Origin of the sequence: Stenotrophomonas lacuserhaii (assembly GCF_039674585.1) — a bacterium.
Lineage (GTDB): Bacteria > Pseudomonadota > Gammaproteobacteria > Xanthomonadales > Xanthomonadaceae > Stenotrophomonas > Stenotrophomonas pennii_A.
Genome location: NZ_JBDJNU010000028.1, coordinates 1 through 17,961 on the forward strand (window position 1 = coordinate 1; position 17,961 = coordinate 17,961).

Annotated in this window: 15 protein-coding genes; 8 read left to right on the forward strand and 7 right to left on the reverse strand. The window is 68.5% G+C overall.

The window, feature by feature from the left end:
- Window positions 1-143 precede the first annotated feature (143 nt).
- The gene (locus tag ABE522_RS11805) at window positions 144-893 is read right to left on the reverse strand and encodes a ferredoxin--NADP reductase (RefSeq protein WP_346591836.1); all 750 of its coding nucleotides are present in this window, start codon (window positions 891-893) and stop codon (window positions 144-146) included.
- A gap of 139 nt (window positions 894-1,032) precedes the next feature.
- On the opposite strand from ABE522_RS11805, the gene ABE522_RS11810 reads away from it, so the two are divergent.
- The 4 genes from ABE522_RS11810 (at window position 1,033) to ABE522_RS11825 (ending at window position 5,022) form a co-directional block, all read left to right on the forward strand.
- Window positions 1,033-1,944 (forward strand): ATP-binding cassette domain-containing protein, encoded by a 912-nt coding sequence (locus tag ABE522_RS11810; protein ID WP_474200916.1) that lies wholly within the window; start codon window positions 1,033-1,035, stop codon window positions 1,942-1,944.
- A complete protein-coding gene (locus tag ABE522_RS11815; RefSeq protein ID WP_042612435.1) occupies window positions 1,941-2,741 on the forward strand; it encodes an ABC transporter permease in 801 nt (266 codons plus the stop codon). The genes ABE522_RS11810 and ABE522_RS11815 overlap by 4 nt, the downstream gene beginning before the upstream one ends.
- Window positions 2,742-3,193: 452 nt before the next feature.
- Complete coding sequence (gene panE, locus ABE522_RS11820) at window positions 3,194-4,132, forward strand: 2-dehydropantoate 2-reductase (RefSeq protein ID WP_346591838.1); 939 nt, start codon at window positions 3,194-3,196, stop codon at window positions 4,130-4,132.
- Between the two features lie 5 nt (window positions 4,133-4,137).
- Window positions 4,138-5,022, forward strand: coding sequence for a Rossmann-fold NAD(P)-binding domain-containing protein (locus ABE522_RS11825; RefSeq protein ID WP_346591839.1), 885 nt, complete (start codon window positions 4,138-4,140; stop codon window positions 5,020-5,022).
- A gap of 74 nt (window positions 5,023-5,096) precedes the next feature.
- Here ABE522_RS11825 and ABE522_RS11830 read toward each other — a convergent pair whose 3' ends face one another.
- Window positions 5,097-5,906 (reverse strand): TatD family hydrolase, encoded by an 810-nt coding sequence (locus ABE522_RS11830; protein ID WP_346591840.1) that lies wholly within the window; start codon window positions 5,904-5,906, stop codon window positions 5,097-5,099.
- Window positions 5,907-5,972: 66 nt separating this feature from the next.
- On the opposite strand from ABE522_RS11830, the gene hrpB reads away from it, so the two are divergent.
- Together hrpB and ABE522_RS11840 are read left to right on the forward strand one after the other, a co-directional pair.
- Complete coding sequence (gene hrpB / locus ABE522_RS11835) at window positions 5,973-8,477, forward strand: ATP-dependent helicase HrpB (RefSeq protein WP_346591841.1); 2,505 nt, start codon at window positions 5,973-5,975, stop codon at window positions 8,475-8,477.
- Between the two features lie 127 nt (window positions 8,478-8,604).
- Window positions 8,605-9,006: a hypothetical protein gene (locus tag ABE522_RS11840; protein ID WP_346591842.1), complete on the forward strand. Its 402-nt coding sequence runs from the start codon at window positions 8,605-8,607 to the stop codon at window positions 9,004-9,006.
- Window positions 9,007-9,361: 355 nt separating this feature from the next.
- Here the strand turns inward: ABE522_RS11840 and ABE522_RS11845 are convergent, their stop codons facing one another.
- Genes ABE522_RS11845 through ABE522_RS11855 form a run of 3 tightly spaced genes read right to left on the reverse strand, consistent with a single transcriptional unit; the run spans window position 9,362 to window position 11,188 of the window.
- Window positions 9,362-9,712: a hypothetical protein gene (locus tag ABE522_RS11845; RefSeq protein ID WP_346591843.1), complete on the reverse strand. Its 351-nt coding sequence runs from the start codon at window positions 9,710-9,712 to the stop codon at window positions 9,362-9,364.
- Between the two features lie 49 nt (window positions 9,713-9,761).
- The gene (locus tag ABE522_RS11850) at window positions 9,762-10,301 is read right to left on the reverse strand and encodes a pseudouridine synthase (protein ID WP_346591844.1); all 540 of its coding nucleotides are present in this window, start codon (window positions 10,299-10,301) and stop codon (window positions 9,762-9,764) included.
- A 20-nt stretch (window positions 10,302-10,321) separates the two neighbouring features.
- A complete protein-coding gene (locus ABE522_RS11855) occupies window positions 10,322-11,188 on the reverse strand; it encodes a class I SAM-dependent methyltransferase (protein WP_346591845.1) in 867 nt (288 codons plus the stop codon).
- A gap of 169 nt (window positions 11,189-11,357) precedes the next feature.
- On the opposite strand from ABE522_RS11855, the gene ABE522_RS11860 reads away from it, so the two are divergent.
- Window positions 11,358-12,308 carry an aldo/keto reductase gene (locus ABE522_RS11860; RefSeq protein ID WP_346591846.1) on the forward strand — a complete coding sequence of 317 codons (951 nt, stop codon included), beginning with the start codon at window positions 11,358-11,360 and terminating at the stop codon, window positions 12,306-12,308.
- A gap of 465 nt (window positions 12,309-12,773) precedes the next feature.
- Here ABE522_RS11860 and ABE522_RS11865 read toward each other — a convergent pair whose 3' ends face one another.
- Window positions 12,774-12,905 (reverse strand): hypothetical protein, encoded by a 132-nt coding sequence (locus ABE522_RS11865; RefSeq protein WP_346591847.1) that lies wholly within the window; start codon window positions 12,903-12,905, stop codon window positions 12,774-12,776.
- A 93-nt stretch (window positions 12,906-12,998) separates the two neighbouring features.
- Window positions 12,999-15,539 carry a hypothetical protein gene (locus ABE522_RS11870; protein WP_346591848.1) on the reverse strand — a complete coding sequence of 847 codons (2,541 nt, stop codon included), beginning with the start codon at window positions 15,537-15,539 and terminating at the stop codon, window positions 12,999-13,001.
- Between the two features lie 278 nt (window positions 15,540-15,817).
- Here ABE522_RS11870 and ABE522_RS11875 point away from each other — a divergent pair, with 278 nt between their 5' ends.
- Window positions 15,818-17,917 carry a methyl-accepting chemotaxis protein gene (locus tag ABE522_RS11875; RefSeq protein WP_346591849.1) on the forward strand — a complete coding sequence of 700 codons (2,100 nt, stop codon included), beginning with the start codon at window positions 15,818-15,820 and terminating at the stop codon, window positions 17,915-17,917.
- Window positions 17,918-17,961: the final 44 nt, after the last annotated feature.

Sequence of the window (17,961 nt, forward strand, 5' to 3'; positions counted from 1 at the left end):
GGGGGGGGCGGGGGGGGCCGCCTGCCCCGCCTCTCTGCTATTCGTATGTGGGGGTGCCCCCCGCTCGCCCCCCCCCCGCCCCCACCCCAGATGCAGCTTCAAACAACAGCCACCCGCGAGGGGGTTTCACCCGTTCGACCAGGCTACTTGCTGGAAACGTACTTCTCGCGCCGGATCTGCGGATTACCCAGACCCGCCCGCTTCAGCGCGTCCACGCAGGCATCCACCATGTCCGGGTTGCCGCACAGGTAAGCGATGTCCGTGGCGGCCTCCGGCGCAAGATCAGCAAGGTGCTGCTGCACGTACCCATGGCGCACGTCCGGGCCGGGGTCGGCCGGCAGCTCGCGGGACAGGCACGGGATGTAGCGGAAGTTCGGCTGCGACGCGGCAAACGCCTCGAAATCCTCGCTGTACAGCAGCTCGGCCGGGGTTCGCGCGCCCTGCAGCAGGACCACCTGCACGCCACGTTCGGCCATGGCGGTGGCCAGCAGGGGCAGCATCGAGCGGTACGGGGTGACCCCGGTGCCGGTGGCGATCAGGAGGTAGCGGCCATTGAGGTCGCCCGGCTGCAGGCAGAACCGGCCATACGGCCCGCTGGCGCTCAGCTGACCGCCGATGTCCAAGCCTTCGAACAGCGCCGTGGCGGCACCGCCGGGGACGAAACTGACCGCGATATCCACCGCCTCGCCTGGCCCCAGCGCATGGTCGTGAAGGGTCGCGAGCGAGTAGCTGCGCTTGGTTTCGGTGCCGTCGGCGTACTGGAAATGGACCTGGATGAACTGGCCGGGCTGGAAATCCAGCGGCTGGCCGTCATCGCGGAGGAACTGGTAGTGGCCTACGGTCGGCGCCAGCATGCGGCGGTCGACCAGCTTCATGGGAAATTGGACTGGCACGGCAGTGGGAACAGTGTGTAGCCGGGGCAAGCCCGTGGGGGGATCTATAATAGCCCTCCCTGCACTCCTCCATGCGCCACCCGCAGGCGCAAAGGCTTACCGCTTGGCTTCCCTGAACAACAGCGCGCCCGCCCTGCGCGTGCGCGACCTGCGCAAGACCTACGACAACGGCACCGTTGCCCTGAAGGGCGTCTCGCTGGAAGTCGCCCCGGGCGATTTCTTCGCCCTGCTGGGCCCGAACGGGGCCGGCAAGTCGACCCTGATCGGCATCGTCAGCTCGCTGGTGAACCTCAGTGAGGGCCAGGTGGAGGTGTTCGGCACCGACCTGGTGGGTGAACGCAGCGCCTCCATGCGGCTGATCGGCCTGGTGCCCCAGGAGATCAACTTCAACCTGTTCGAGAAACCCTTCGACATCCTGGTCAACTACGCCGGCTTCTATGGCGTGGACCGTGCCGAAGCAGAGAAGCGCGCCGAGGAAGAGCTCAAGCGCGCCCACCTGTGGGAGAAGGCCCAGGTGATGAGTCGCACGCTGTCCGGCGGCATGAAGCGCCGGCTGATGATCGCCCGGGCGATGATGACCCGACCGCGCCTGCTGATCCTGGATGAACCGACCGCCGGCGTGGACATCGAGATCCGCCGCGATATGTGGCGGGTGCTGAAGGAGATCAACACCGCCGGCACCACCATCATCCTCACCACGCATTACCTGGAAGAGGCCGAACACCTGTGCCGCAACCTGGCCATCATCAACCATGGCCAGATCGTCACCCAGGGGCCGATGCGCGAGCTGCTGGCCAAGCTCGACGTGGAGGGCTTCCTGTTCGACATCGACGGCAGCCTGCCGGCCGAGCTGCCACAGATCGAAGGCGCCACGCTGATCGCCATCGACGGCCACACGCTGGACGTGGACATGCCGCGCGCGATGGACCTCAACCGTGTATTTGCCGCACTCAACGCCGCGGGTATCCGGGTGCGTTCGATGCGGACCAAGAGCAACCGCCTGGAGGAGCTGTTCGTGCGCCTCACCGGCAACCCGGAGAACGTGGCATGAGCAGCACCCCGACCCCCGTCCTGACCGATGGCCAGCGCAACCGCATCGCACTGGCCACCGTGGTGCGCCGCGAAGTGGCGCGCATCCTGCGCATCTGGGGCCAGACCCTGGTGCCGCCGGCGATCACCATGACCCTGTACTTCCTGATCTTCGGCGGGCTGATCGGTTCGCGCGTCGGCGAAATGGGCGGCTACAGCTACATGCAGTTCATCGTGCCGGGGCTGGTGATGATGAGCGTGATCCAGAACAGCTACGGCAACATCAGTTCCTCGTTCTTCGGCGCGAAGTTCGGTCGCCACGTGGAAGAACTGCTGGTCAGCCCGATGCCGAACTGGGTGATCCTGTGGGGCTACGTGGCCGGCGCGGTGCTGCGCGGCCTGATGGTGGGCGTGATCGTGCTGATCATCGCCATGTTCTTCACCCCGGTGCGCATCCCGCACCCGCTGGTGACGCTGACCACGGTGCTGCTGGGCGCGACGATCTTCTCGCTGGCCGGCTTCATCAACGCGGTCTACGCGAAGAAGTTCGATGACGTGGCGATCGTGCCGACCTTCATCCTGACCCCGCTGACCTACCTGGGCGGCGTGTTCTATTCGGTGAAGCTGCTGCCGGGCTGGGCTGAGGCCGCGACCCACGCCAACCCGATCTTCTACATGGTCAACGCCTTCCGCTACGGCCTGCTCGGCACCAGCGACGTACCGCTGTGGGTGGCCTATGCGCTGATGCTGGGCTTCGTGGTGGCACTGACCTTCGTGGCACTGTGGCTGCTGCGCCGCGGCGTCGGCCTGCGCAGCTGACGGAAGACGCCAGGCCGCGGCCCGGCACCCCGCCTTGCAGGCAACTGCAACAGCAACAGCAACTTCAAAGGCAACAGCGGTTGGGATGGATGCCGGGCGGGGGACAGGGAATTGCGGGGACGCCGTAAACCCCTCCCTGGGGGCTTGGTCGCCGCATCCATGCGGCTCACACCCCCCCAATTCCCTGCCCCCCACCCCCGATACACCCCGGTGGCCTCGAGATAGCAGAGCAAGAGCGTTGCCTGGACTTGGCTTGGTCAAGGCTTGGCTTGAGCTTTGGCGGGAGCATGCGGGGAGTGTCCGGGGGTCGTGCGGGTGGGGGGTGCGGGGCCTTGAGCGGCAGGAGCCGCGAAGAGCTACATGGACGTACTTGCGCGTGCCCCGCACCCCCCCGACACGCGCGAAACAGGCACAATCCCCACAGCGATTCCTGACAACGTGGTGAGACGGCAATGCGCATCCTGATCCTCGGCGCCGGCGGTACCGGCGGCTACTTCGGCGGACGCCTGGCCCAGGCCGGGGTGGACGTGACCTTCCTGGTGCGCCCGGCACGCGCGGCCCAGCTGCAGCGCGATGGCCTGGTCATCCGCAGTCCGCTCGGCGATGCCAGCTTCCCCGTGCAGCATGTCACCGCGGATGCGCTGCCGGCGCTGGTCGCCGGGCACCCGTTCGACCTGGTGGTACTGAGCTGCAAGGCTTATGACCTGGACAGTTCCATCGAGGCCATCGCGCCGGCGGTTGGACCGCGCACCAGCGTGCTGCCGATCCTCAATGGGCTGCGCCACTACGCTGCGCTGGATGCACGCTTCGGCCGCGACGCCGTGATGGGCGGACTGTGCTTCATCAGCGCGGCCAAGGATGCCGATGGCGCGGTGCTGCACCTGGCCAAGCCGGCCAGGCTGACCTTCGGCGAGCGCGATGACGTCGGCCTCAGCGCCCGTGTGCTGGCCTTCGCTGCTGCCTGCGTGCAGGGCGGCGTGGACCACGTCGCCAGCGAAGCCATCCGCCAGGAACAGTGGGTCAAGTACACGTTCCTGGCCGCACTGGCGGCCGCTACCTGCCTGCGCCGTGCCGACATCGGCACGATCATGGGCAGCGAAGGCGGCGAGGACTTCCTGCGGGCGCTGTACGCCGAATGCGTGGCGGTCGCCGAGGCATCCGGCGAGCCGATACCAGCCAGCGCACAGGAAACCGCGCTGGCTGCGCTGACCCAGCCGGGCTCCGCGCTGAAGGCCTCGATGCTGCGCGACCTGGAAGCGGGGCAGCAGGTCGAAGCGGACCACATCGTCGGTGACATGCTGGCGCGTGCGCGCGGCTTCGGCCAGGACGCTCCGCTGCTGGCACAGGGCTTCGATTCCCTGCAGGCCTACCAGGCGCAGCGCGCGGGCTGAACGAGGTGGCAGACCTTCCGAAGACCGTGTTGGTACTCGGGCTTGGCTACAGTGGCCAGGCCGTGGCACACCATCTGCTCACGCAGGGAGTGGAGGTGGCTGGCACGGTGCGCGACCCCTCCGCGCACGCTGGCGACGCACTGCGGCGTCTTCGCCTTGTCGCCGACGCGCCCCTCGACCCGCCGCTGCTGGACATGCTGGCGCGTGCCGAAGCCGTGCTGTGCACGATCCCGCCCGATGCCGACGGCGACCCGGCGCTGCGCCTGCTGCGCGACGCACTTGCCAGCAGCACGTCACTGCGCTGGGTCGGGTATCTGTCCTCCACGGCGGTTTACGCGAGCCGTGACGGCGGCTGGGTCGACGAGGGCTCGCTGGCCGACGCCACTACGCCGGTGGCGCTGCAGCGGCTTCACGCCGAACGGCAGTGGCAGGCGCTCGCCAGCGGACGCGGCATCGACTCGGCGGTGTTCCGGCTGCCGGGTCTTTACGGGCGCGGTCGCAATGCGCTGGTGCAGTTGGCCGCCGGGCGTGCCCGCCACGTGGTGCGTGCCGGGCTGGTCTTCAACCGGCTGCATGTGGAGGACCTGGCCGGCGTGGTGATGGCGGCCCTGCAGCATCCGCGGCCTGCCGGGCTGTACCTGCCGGCCGATGACGAACCGGCCCCGCCGCAGGAGGTGCTGGCGCATGCCGCGCAGCTGGGTGGGTATGCGCTGCCCGCGCAGCAGCAGTGGGACGATCCGGCGGTCAGCCCGTCGCTGCGGCGGTTCTACGAGGGCAACAAGCGCATCGACAGCCGCGGCACGCGCGCGATGCTGCAGTGGCAGCCGTGCTTTCCGAGCTACCGCGAGGGACTGCAGGATGCGTGGGAGCAGGGGGATGGCAGGCGGTAGCGCCTGACAGGAAGTGACGACCAACGGTCGTCACCCACCATCACCAATGGTCGTCACCCACAGGCCTGCCGAGGTCAGCCCGGCAGGCGGAAGAACGCGCGCGCGGCCGCAGTGGTAGTGGCCGCTACGATGTCGGTCGCTTCGCCGCGGTCGCGGGCCAGCTCTTCCACGATATGCGCCAGGTACATCGGCTCGTTGCGGCGGTCTTTGGGCATCGGCTTGAGCGAGCGCGGCAGCAGGTACGGCGCATCGGTTTCAATCATCAGCCGGTTGGCCGGGATGTGCTTGACCAGCTCGCGCAGGTGCGCGCCGCGGCGCTCGTCGCACAGCCAGCCGGTGACGCCGATGTACCAGTCCTGGTCCAGGTAATCGAACATTTCCTGGCGCTCACCGGTGAAGCAATGCACCACCGCCGCGCCGATGCGGCCCTCGAAATTCTTCATCTGCGCCATGAAATCGGCATGCGCATCGCGCTGGTGCAGGAACAGCGGCTTGCGCGCACCGTCGGCCGCGGTGACTTCAGAAGCGAGCTGCAGCTGGCGCTCGAACGCACGGTGCTGCGCTGGACGCGGGGAGAAGTCGCGGAAGTAATCCAGCCCGCACTCGCCCACCGCCACCACTTCCGGGTGCGCATGCAGCGCGCGCATTTCCGCATCGCATTCGTCGGTGTATTCCACTGCATGGTGCGGATGCACGCCGGCGGTGGCATACAGGAAGCCCGGGTGCTGGCGCGCCAGCTGCAGTGCCAACGGTGAATGTTCGCGGCTGGCGCCGGTGATCACCATCTGCGCCACGCCGGCCTCGCGCGCACGCGCCAGCACGGCATCGCGGTCGCGGTCGAAGGAGTCGTGGGTGAGGTTGGCGCCGATATCGATCAGTTGCATGGTCATCGCAGTGGGGAACGCCGGCTCATTGTACCTGCCGGCCCCATGGCCCCTTATCCTTGTGCGATGAGCTCCCCGCATTTCCCGATTTCCGCGCTGCTGCCGCAGGTCAAGGACAGCCTCGACCAGCACCCGCGGCTGGTGCTTGAAGCCCCGCCCGGCGCCGGCAAGACCACCCAGGTGCCACTGGCGCTGCTGGGCGCGCCATGGCTCGGCGGGCAGAAGATCATCCTGCTGGAACCGCGCCGGGTCGCCGCGCGCAGTGCTGCCCAGTTCATGGCACGGCAGCTGGGCGAGGAAGTCGGCGAAACCGTCGGCTACCGCATCCGCTTCGAAAACAAGGTGTCCGCGCGCACCCGTGTGGAGGTGGTCACCGAGGGCATCCTGACCCGCATGCTGCAGGACGATCCGATGCTGGAGGGCGTCGGGGCGATCCTGTTCGATGAGTTCCACGAGCGGCACCTCAGCGGCGATCTCGGCCTGGCGTTGGCGCTGGACGTGCAGGCGCAGCTGCGCGACGACCTGCGCCTGGTAGTGATGTCGGCCACGCTCGACGGCGAGCGGCTGGCGCGCTTCCTGGATGCGCCGCGCCTGTCCAGCGAGGGCCGCAGTTTCCCGGTGGAAGTCTCGCACTTCCCCGCCCGCCGCGACGAAGCCCTCGAGCTGCAGGTGCGCCGCGCGGTGCAGCAGGCGCTGGCCACCCATCCCGGTGACGTGCTGGTGTTCCTGCCCGGACAACGCGAAATCCAGCGCGTGCTGGCGGGCCTGCAGGACACCGTGGACGCAGCCACCGAGGTGCTGCCGCTGCATGGCGAACTCGCCGTGGAACAGCAGGGCCGGGTGCTGCAGCCGGCGGCCGATGGCCGCCGCCGCGTGGTGCTGGCCACCAACGTGGCGGAGTCGTCCGTCACCCTGCCCGGGGTGCGCGTGGTGATCGACAGCGGGCTGGCGCGTGAGCCGCAGTACGACCCCAACAGTGGCTTCACCCGGTTGGACGTGGTGGCCGTAGCCCAGGCATCGGCCGACCAGCGCGCCGGCCGCGCCGGCCGCGTGGCAGCAGGCTGGGCATGGCGCCTGTGGCCGCAGTCGCAGCGGCTCGAACCGCAGCGCCGGGCGGAAATCGAACAGGTCGAACTGACCGGGCTGGCCCTGGAACTTGCGGCGTGGGGCAGCACTGACCTGCGCTTCGTGGACGCGCCACCGGCCGGGCCGCTGGCCGCCGCGCGCGAGCTGCTGCAGCGGTTGGGTGCGTTGTCGCCCTCCCATGCGATCACCGCACAGGGCCGCCGGATGCTGGCGATCGGCACCCATCCCCGGCTGGCGGCGATGCTGCTTGCCGCAGGCACCGGGATCGAGCAGGCGCTGGCGGCCGATCTCGCCGCCCTGCTGGAGGCGCGGGACCCGCTGCGCCAGGGCGGCGATGCGCTGGCACCGCGCTGGCGCGCACTGGCCGCATTCCGCGATGGCCGCGCACCGCATGAGGCGAGCCGCAGCGGGCTGGCCGCCATCGATGCAGCGGCAAGGCAGTGGCGGCGACGCCTGCGCTGCGACGCCGCGCCGCCGTCGAGCATCGAAGCGCACCAGGTGGGTGACCTGTTGGCGCATGCGTTCCCGGATCGCATCGCCTTCCGCCATCCGAACGATCCGCTGCGCTACCTGCTGGCCAACGGCCGCAGCGCGCGCCTGCACGAGCTGAGCGACCTGCGCGGTGAACCCTGGCTGGTGGCCAGCGAACTGCGCTTCGAGGCGCGCGATGGGCTGTTGCTGCGCGCCGCGCCGGTGGATGAGCAGTACCTGCGCGGCGTGTTCGCCTCGCGCTTCGTCAGCGAAGACATCGTGCGCTGGGACGCCGAGCGCCGGGCGCTGGTGGCGCTGCGCGAAAGCCGCTTCGAGCGCATCGTCCTCGACAGCCGCTCGGCCGGACGCGTCGACCCGGCGCATGCCGCCGCCGCGCTGACCGACGCGGTGGCCGAACTCGGCCTGCAGGCCCTGCCATGGACCGAGGGCCTGCGGCAATGGCAGGCGCGGGTGGAAGCGCTGCGCCGCTGGATGCCGGAGCTCGGCTTGCCCGATGTCAGCGACGCGGCCCTGCTCGCCACGCGCGCGACATGGCTGCAGCCTGCCTTCACCGGCAGGACCCGGCTGGATGCGCTGGACGAAGCCAGCTTCGGCGAGGCACTGAAGACCCCGCTGGAATGGTCGCAGCGGCAGCTGCTGGACCGCCATGCACCCACCCGCATCAGCGTGCCATCCGGGCTGGAGCGCACGATCAGCTACGCACTGGACAGCGAAACCGGCGAGCCGCTGCCGCCGGTGCTGGCGGTGAAGCTGCAGGAACTGTTCGGGCTGGCGGACACGCCGCGGATTGCCGACAACCGTGTCGCACTTACCCTGCACCTGCTCTCTCCGGGCGGTCGTCCGCTGCAGGTCACCCAGGACCTGCGCAATTTCTGGGCCAGTACCTATGCCGAAGTAAAGAAAGAAATGAAGGGCCGTTACCCGCGCCATCCCTGGCCGGATGATCCGTGGACCGCCACCGCCACCCATCGCGCCAAGCCGCGCGGCACCTAGACGGCGGCCGTTGGGCTGCTCCATCCTGAATGGCTGCAGTAGAGTCACGCCGCGCGCCTGCTTGCCTGACATGCCGTTTACAGCGACCGCGCGACACTGGACTTCGACCCGAGGCAAAGGACCCCACATGAGCAGACTGACCGTAATCACCGATCGTGCACTGGAACGCGCGCTGGACCTGGCCCATAGCGCAGGCGATGGCATCAAGCACGCTGGCGGTAACCTGGGCGGTAGCCTGCGCCACTTCGGCCCCACTGCCGCCGACTGGCTGAAGACCGGCGCAGCACTGGGCGCGGTCAAGACCGGCGGCCGCATCGCGACCAAGGCCGCACGTCGCAACCCGGCGGTGACCATCGCCGCTGCTGCCGTGGGCGTGGGCCTGCTGGGCTATGCGCTGTATCGCAAGCAGCAGAAGAAGAAGCTGGCTGGTGGTCAGGTCGTCAACGGACAGGCACAGCGCGTCGCGGCGCGCGATCGTCGTGCCAGCACGATCCAGGACGAACACAGCGATATCGGCAGCGACGCCTGAGTGGCGTAACGCGGGTTCATGTCCCGCAGCTGTCCTGGCCGGTTCGGCGGGCATCGAAGGGCGTGGCGGATGCCACGCCCTTCGTCGTTGTCACGCTGGAGATGTCGCGGTTGCCAATTGAGTTGGGCGCTGCGCGGCCTGCATGTTCGGCTGGCCATTCGCCGTCACGCAGGAGCCGCCCATGTTTTCCGCCAGCAGTATCACTGCCACCCCATCCCATGGGCCGGGAAGGCACGCCCCGCCGCCCAGTCCCCCAGGCCACGCCCCGCTTTCGCTCCGCCCGCATTCGGTGGGCAATCCACCGGTGGCCGAATTCGATCTGCGCCTGCTTGCTTCGCCCAGCCCGCCAGCGCTTTCACGGCCATTGGGCCCTGCGCTGACCGCGGCCGATCTCGCCCTGGCGGCAGCAAAGGACCGCCGTTACGTCGGCATCGTGGCTGACATCTTCGCATCGCAGGTGGCGCGGATAGATGCCACCTACGCCTTCGATGCACTGCGGCTGGAAATATTCGGCCGCTGGGTACTTTCCAACCAGACGGCGCTGGCAGTCTGCATCGGACCGGATGACAACGCACTGCTCGCCGGGTGCCGGGTGCTTGCCTGGCTGCCGGGCGTGGGTGAAAGCGCACGCCAGTGTGCCCAGTCTTACGTTTTCATCCTGTACCACATGGCCGCCCAGCTGGGCGACGACCTTGCCGGCCTGCACCTGGGACCCATTGCGCAGGCGCTCGCCGGCCGCACACCCGCAGCCGCCCTTATTCCGATTGCCGCCACTGCCCCGGCTGGAGCCCGCCCAGCTGATAGGGGCCGATCGATGCGCGTACCAGTCGCAGCGTCGGCAGGCCTACCGCTGCCGTCATTCTCCTCACCTGGCGGTTTCGCCCTTCGCGCAACGTCACGGCCAGCCACGCATCGGGAACCGTCTTGCGGAAACGCACCGGCGGATCGCGCACCCACAGGACAGGCGGATCGATCTGCTCGATCCCGGCAGGCAGGGTGGGCCCGTCGTTGAGCAGCACGCCACGGCGCAGCTGCGCCAGCCGCTCTGGCGTGGGTTCTCCCTCAACCTGCACCCAGTAGGTTTTGTCCGCCTTGTGCCGTGGATCGGTCAGCCGGTGGGCCAGGCCACCGTCATCGGTGAGCAGCAGCAGCCCTTCACTGTCGTGGTCCAGCCGCCCCGCCGCATAGACCTGCGGCGGGAGGCCGAAGCCGGCCAGTGTCGGCCGCGGCGGCACGCTGCGGTCGGTGAACTGGCACAGCACGTTGAAGGGCTTGTTGAACAGGATCAAGGACATGGTGGAAAGCGGGTCCGGCCTCAGCGCGCCGCCTTGATGAAGCGCAGCGTCATCCGGTCACTTTCACCGATCGCCTTGTACTTCGCCGCATCGGCAGCGTCGTGGTTGTTGGACGGCGGCAGCGTCCACACGCCGTTGGGATGATCCTTGGTATCGCGTGGGTTGGCGTTGATCTCGCTGCTGCCATCCAAAATGAAACCTGCCGCTTCGGCCATCGCGATCACCTGCTGCTGGCCGACATAGCCGGACCCATCGTCGTCGCCGACATCGGCCTTGGCGCGATGTTCGACCACGCCCAGCACGCCGCCCGGCTTCAGCACGTCGTAAAAGCCCTTGAACATGCCCGGCGCCTGGCCGGACTTCCGCCAGTTGTGCACGTTGCGGAAGGTCAGCACCACATCGGCCGAAGCGGGCTTGCCGAACACCGGCGCGGCCGGGTCGTAGGCCACTTCGGCGGCCTTGTCGAACTGTGCGGGCGCGGCGGCGAACTTCTTCTGCAGGCCGTCGCGGCTGCGCTGCTGGTAATCGCGCCCGCGTCCTTCCGGCACCGATGCCGGATCCACCACCGCGGCAATGTAGTGGCCCTGCTGGCGCACCAGCGGTGCCAGGATTTCCGAGTACCAGCCGTTGCCGGGGGTGATCTCGATGACCGTGCTGGCCGGGGTCACCTTGAAGAACGACAACGTCTGCGCGGGATGGCGTGAACCGTCGCGGGTGGCATTGGCGGGATCGCGCGTGGCGGAATTGACCGCCGCCTCGATCGCCGGGCTGACCTCCACCTGCGACGCCGCGCTGGCAGCCACCGGCGAGCGGGCATACAGCGGTGATGCTGACAGCGCCGCTGCTACGGCGAGGCAACAGGCAGACACGGTGATCAGGTTCTTCATGGCAGGGCTCCCTTGGATGGTGGGCGCAGACTAGCAGTCCGCACCGCTTCGGTGTTCACAAAACGTTAGCGCCGCGCGGCGCGCCAGAACACAGTTTTGCGGCCGGTGCCGCTGCAGCGTCATCTCCCTCCCCTTATGCTGCTGGCATGGCTATCCAAGGAGATTCCGCATGACGGCAACCCGCGAACTGGGCCGTTCGGGCCTGCAGGTGCATCCCATCGCCTTCGGTGGCAACGTGTTCGGCTGGAGTGCGGACGAGAAAACGACCTTCGCCCTGCTCGACGCCTTTGTCGATGCCGGCTTCAACCTGGTCGATACCGCCGACGCGTATTCGGCGTGGGTGCCGGGCAACCAGGGCGGTGAATCGGAAACCCTGATCGGCAGGTGGTTCGCCCGTAAAGGCAAGCGCGACAAGGTGGTTCTGGCCACCAAGGTGGCGAAGTGGTCGGAACAGCCCGGTCTTTCCGCGGACAACATCACCGCGGCGGTGGAAGGCTCGCTGCGTCGCCTGCAGACCGATGTCATCGATCTCTACCAGGCGCACGAGGAAGACGAATCCACGCCGCTGGAAACGACGCTGGGGGCCTTCGCCCGGCTGATCGAACAGGGCAAGGTCCGCGCCATCGGGGCCTCCAATTACAGTGCCGAGCGGCTGGCCGACGCGCTGAAAATATCGGCCGACTACCGGCTGCCCCGGTATGAAACGCTGCAGCCGGAATACAACCTCTACGACCGTTCCGGTTATGAGGCCGGCCTGGAGGCCTTGGTGCAGCGCGAGCAGCTCGGCGTGATCAGTTATTACTCGCTGGCGAGTGGTTTCCTGAGCGGTAAGTACCGCCGCAGTGAAGACGCGGCCAAGAGCCCCGCACGCGGCCAGGCCGTGGTGGCGAAGTACCTCAACCCGCGCGGCAACCGCATCCTGGGGGCGCTGGATGACATCGCCGTCAAGCATGCAGCAACGGCCTCGCAGGTCGCGCTGGCCTGGCTGGTCGCGCGGCCTTCGATCACCGCACCGATTGTCAGCGCCACCAGCGTCGAGCAGCTGCACGAGGTCCTGGCAGCCGCCACGCTGTCCCTATCGGCGCAGGACATCGCCGAACTCGACGTGGCCGGAACCTGACCGTAAGGCCGGCGCCCGCAAGGGGACGGACCGGCTTCAGCGGGCGCGTTGCACGAATCCGTTGCCGTACAGCAGTCACGCCAGTTCTTGCAGCGTATAGGGCATTCCCGGGTGCATGCCGTTGTCGCGTGCGAACCGCAACGCGGCCGGTGGGTTTCCAGTGGCAAGTACCCAACGGAGCGGTACCGTGCGGAGTCAGCAGCAAGGTGCCAGCGGCGGCATTGTGGTCCACGTAGCGGATGCGGTCGTCGTGCAGGCTGAACGTGGACGGCACCGGCTGCTCGTCCACGTCGCGGTCCTGTTTCAACTGCCGCCCTGGCCGCGGTTCATCGGGCAGCGCCACGGGTTGCCGGGCCCAGGCACTGCTGCGGTGCAGCTGGAAGCCGGTCGTCCCGGGGGGGGCAGCGACGGCCCCATCCAGCACTTCGCTGAAACCATGCCGATGCAGGACAGCGCCCACCTCCTTCAGCGCGTAGCGCCGGCCTGCATGCAACCCAGCGATTGCAGGAATTCGCGGCCCGGACCGCGCTGGGCGTTGAGCGTGCCGACCGGCCGCAGGTTTCCAGGCGACAACGGCGCCACCAGACCAGCCAGCATGCGGCCCACGTTCAAGGGCACCGCGCGTGTTGCACGCGGTGCCCGTCGGCTGGGTGGCTGCGCGCATGGAGGAAGGCAGCATGTGCTGCCCGGCTATCCCGCCACCTGCACGAACCCGTTGTCGAACAGCGCTGCCGTGATGGCATGAAGCGTGTATACCCGGCCGGCCCGGATGTCATTGCTGCGCGCGAACTCGAAGGCCTCGGGTGAGTTTTCGGCGGCCACCATCAGGCTGCGCCCCTCGCGCATGTTGCCTGACAGGATCAGCGCCCTGCGGCTGCCGTCATGATTGACATAGCAGATACGGCTGCCCGTCACGCTGAAGCTTGAAAGCGCGGCCGGTGGCGTTCCGGCGTGGTCGGCGCTGCGGTCGGAGTCGGTGGCAGGGTCGGGATGGGCAGCCGTTGCGTCGATGTAGAAGGCGTCCAGGCGCGACGGCGTCGGGACCGTGGTCATGTCCAACGGCAGGTAGGTCATTCCATAATTTTCCAGGATGTCGATGATTTCCTGCCGGGGGTAGCGTTCACCCTGCTGCAGGCCGTGCTCACGGATGAACTGTGCGTCCCATCCCTGGTGCCGCGACAGCACGTGCAGTTCCGGCACCTGCGGATCCGCGCTGAACCTCAACGTCCGCAACGCGCCTTGATGGTCCACGGCGATCAGGTCCTGCCCGACGAGGGTGAAGCAGGTACGCAGCAGCCTGCCGCCGGTGCCGCTGAGGTGACCGAAGGCGACCGGCTCGAACAAGCGCAGGCCCGCGTTGAATCGGGTCGTCCCCACCCCATGGGGGTCGACCGTCCGCGCAGCCGCTGCGCCGATGAAGCGGTTGAGCGAAGGGGTCGGCGGCAGGTCGTCGACCCGATGCCGATGCAGCAACGGCAACGCGTATGCATCGGGACGGAAGCGGCAGCCGGACACCCTTTCCATGCCCGCCAGCAGGTCGTCCAGGTTGTCACTGGAAAAACCAAACTCCGTCTCGGGGTCGACCACGGTGAAGGTGTGACCGTCCTGCTCGATTTCCATGAAGCCGGCGCGGACACCTTGGTTGGGGCCCTCCGCACGGTGGACGAAATAGGCGATGAACCGCCGTACATCGCCGTCCAGTTCGCTGTGCTCCACCAGACTGAAGCTGTTGCGCGGCAGGATCTGGTTGCCGGGCACGCCGAGGTGATGCAGGCGGTGGTCGGCGGTCACCGATACGGTCAGCACCACGAACAGTTCATCCGGGCCGACGTCGGTCGCATTGCGCGGAGCCGAAGCCTGCAGTTGTCCAAGGCCGTTGTACTTCCTGATCCGTGCGTGGCGCAGCGCGGTCGGGTAGCGCTCGTGGACCGGCAGCGCCACCATCCAGTGGTCCGCATCGTCACCACCGAACCTCGGCGATTCCAGCATCCATTCGAAGGCGGGGCGTGCTCGGTCGTGGACGCAGAAACGCACGGGGTTCCGCTCCATGCGCAGCTTCCTCACCTGCACCTCCGCTTCCCGCATCCGGTGGAAATGCAGGCAGGAGGGCAGCAACGCAGCAGCGTCCGGCGACGGGCCCGGTCCGGTGCTGGGCGGACTGTCCGTGGCGGCTACGACGGTTCCCGGCGAGGGTCGCAGCGGGCGGGCGGCATCCGCGCCGCCGACGTTCTGCGTGCCGGCGCGGGCAGCAGGCGTGGTGGTGCCGTGGCTGCGCACGGAGGGCGTGGCAGGCAGGGCGGTCTTCTTCGGAAGGGTCCAGACCAGGCTGTCCTTGTTGGCGCTGTCGCCTATGTTTCCCGGCGGCATGCCGTGGCTGCCGCGTCCCTGCGAATGCGGCAGCCGACCGATCCGCCGGTTGCGCGCCGCAACACGCCGCACGTTGAACCTGGGACGCGCTGGATGCAGCGCAGAAAGCTGCGGCCGCCTCCTGCCAGGCAGAACGGGCTTGCCTTTGCGTCGGGCGGCATCGGCACCGGGCAGCAGCGTCGGGCAGCAACCGGGCGGGTGGCGGCTGGCGGCAAGAGCGCGCCGGTCCCCGGCCTGCGCATTGCAGATGCCCTGCAGGCCGCCCACCACGTTCAACGCGGCACGCAGCCGGCGCAGGTTCTGCAGCAGGGCGGGCACCCAGCGGCTGCGCGGCGTCTGCACCGGGAGTTGCCGGGTCAGTTCGTGGAGCAACGCGAAACAGGCCAGCCCCATGACCACGCCCTGGTGACCGGTCGCCGTGCTGAAACCCGCGGGCAGGAACGGGCGAAGACCATCGGCCAGCGTGCGCTGCGCCGTCGCCGGCATCAACGCCGCCACCGGCATCGCCTGCACGGCCCGCAACAGATTGCCGCGCGCGGCATCGGACAGGGCACAGAACGCCTGATAGGCCACCCACGGGCAGGAAATACCCGGCGCCAGGCGTTCGGCGAGCTGTACCAGACGCGAGAAGCCGATCGCCGTTCCCCAGCCGATCATCTGGCTGGACACGCCATCGCACAGGGCACGCAGCTCGCGCGCCAGGCCCTCCTCCCCGCGTGGCGGGACGACGGGGGCGTTCTGCAGCTGCGGCGCGAACCGCCCTGGCAGCAGCGGGCCGGCGACGTCCTGCAGCCAGCGTCCGGGGTTGAACGGCGCATCGAGCGAGCCGGCCGCGGCCGAACAGCGGGAGGTAACCATCATCATGGCAAGGGGCCCGACAGACGCGGGGATTGCCGCGCGCCGGGCGGCGGCTTCATCGCGTGGGAAGTTGACCGGAATTGTGGAAAACCCACGCTGCGCTGGCTTTCGAATATCGCGCAGGACCGTCTGGCGCCTGCCCGCACTGTTCCACTGACGCCTCCTGATGACTGTCACACGGCTTTCACGTCATTGAATGGAACGATAACCGTGACACACTTCCCACTTAAGCATTGAAGGGTGCACCCGATAAGGAAGTCTCCCCTTCCCGGACCCGTGCGCTCATGCGGAACGCCGCCTCTCCCGCTTCTCCTCCCCCCGCCCGTGGCATCCAGTTCAAGCTCATCGGCGCGACGTCGCTCGGGGTGCTGTTGGTCGTGGCCAGCGCCTTGGCCGGCCTGGCGTCGGCGTGGTTCGACCTGGGGGCGGCGATGCCGGCGTCCTACGCGGTAAGCCGCGATGCGGAAGGGCTGCGGCGGGAGTTCCGCCTGCAGGTGCAGGAATGGAAGAACGTGCTGTTGCGGGGTGCGGATGATGCGCTGCGCGACGCGCATGCCGCCGCACTGGCCGAAGAGGGCCGCAAGGTGCGCGCGCTGGCGGCCACGGTGGGCCGCGCCGAGGATGCCCGGACGCGTGAGCTGGTCGCGGCGTTCCTCGTCGGCCACCAATCGCTGGAAGGCGATTACCAGGCCGCGCTGCAGACTTACATTGCATCCGGTCACGACCCGGCCGCCGGCGATGCGCCCGTGCGCGGCCGCGACCGCCCGGTGGCACAGGCGCTGGATGAGCTGGCGGCGCATACCGCGCAGGTCGCCGACGCGGCCATTGCGCGCCGCTCCAGCCACGCGCGCGAACTGTTGGTCACCAGTGCCGGGGTGACCGTCGTCATCGCCGTGCTGCTGTTGCTTGCGCTGTCGTGGTGGCTGCGACGTGCCGTCGTGCGGCCGGTGGTGGCGGTCGAGGCCGCCGCGCGCGCCGTGGCTGCCGGCGATCTGGACTACCGGGTGCAGGTGCAGGGGCGGGACGAGATCGGCCGGCTGGCCATGGCGATGCAGGACGTGCAGGGCACGCTGCGCGGCGTGCTGGCGGCGCAGGCGGAAATGGCCCGCACCCACGAAGCGGGGCAGATCGGCCATCGCATGGACGCCGCTGCGTTCCCCGGCGCCTACGGACGCATGGTGGCCGACTGCAATGGACTGGTCGCTGCACATATCCAGGTGAAGATGCGTGCCATCGCCGTCATGAGTCGTTACGCCGTGGGTGATCTTTCCGAAGACATGGACCGCCTGCCGGGCGAGAAGCGCGTCATCACCGATGCACTGGATGCCGCCAAGGCGAACCTCGGCGCGATCAATGCCGAGATCAAGCAGCTGGCAGGCGCCGCCGCCGCAGGCGATTTCAGCCAACGTGGCAACGTGGCGCGCTTCGAGCACGACTTCGCCGACATGGTGGCCGGCCTCAACCAGCTGATGCAGGCCTCCGACGGCAACCTGGCGCAGGTGTCGAGCATGCTGCGTGCGATTGCCGATGGCGACCTGCGTGCGCGCATGGAGGGGGAATTCCACGGCGTGTTCGCGCGTATCGCCGGCGACGCCAATACCACGGCGGCGCAACTGGCGACGATCGTCGCGGACATCCAGCAGGTGGCGGGTGGCGTCCGCGAGGCCGCGATGGAGATCGCCAGCGGCAACAGCGACCTGTCCCAGCGCACCGAACAGCAGGCCGCCAACCTGGAAGAAACCGCCGCGTCGATGGAGGAACTGACGTCCACCGTACGCCAGAACGCAGAGCACGCACGCACCGCCAACGAGTTGGCCCGCAGCGCGGCGGGCGTGGCGTCGCAGGGCGGCGACGTGGTCGGCCAGGTCGTGGCGACCATGGACGGTATCGAAATGTCTTCGCGGCGCATCGCCGAGATCATTTCGGTGATCGACGGCATCGCCTTCCAGACCAACATCCTGGCCTTGAACGCGGCCGTGGAAGCCGCGCGCGCGGGCGACCAGGGCCGCGGCTTCGCCGTGGTGGCCAGTGAAGTGCGCACGCTCGCACAGCGTTCGGCGGCCGCTGCAAAGGAGATCAAGGGGTTGATCGATGAATCGGTGGAGAAAGTGGCCGATGGCTCCGCGCTGGTACGCCAGGCCGGCAGCACGATGGGCGACATCGTGGCCTCGGTGCAGCGGGTGACCGACATCATGGCCGAGATTTCCGCCGCTTCGCAGGAACAGAGCGCGGGCATCGAGCAGGTCAACCAGACCGTGGTGCAGATGGATGGCGCGACCCAGCAGAATGCCGCGCTGGTGGAGGAAGCCTCTGCTGCCGCGCGCAGCATGGAACAGCAGGCCGCGCGCCTGGTCGAATCGGTGGGCGTGTTCACCCTGGCCTGAAGGGTGGCCTGATGGTGGGTTACGACCGTTGCTGTCGGTGGGTG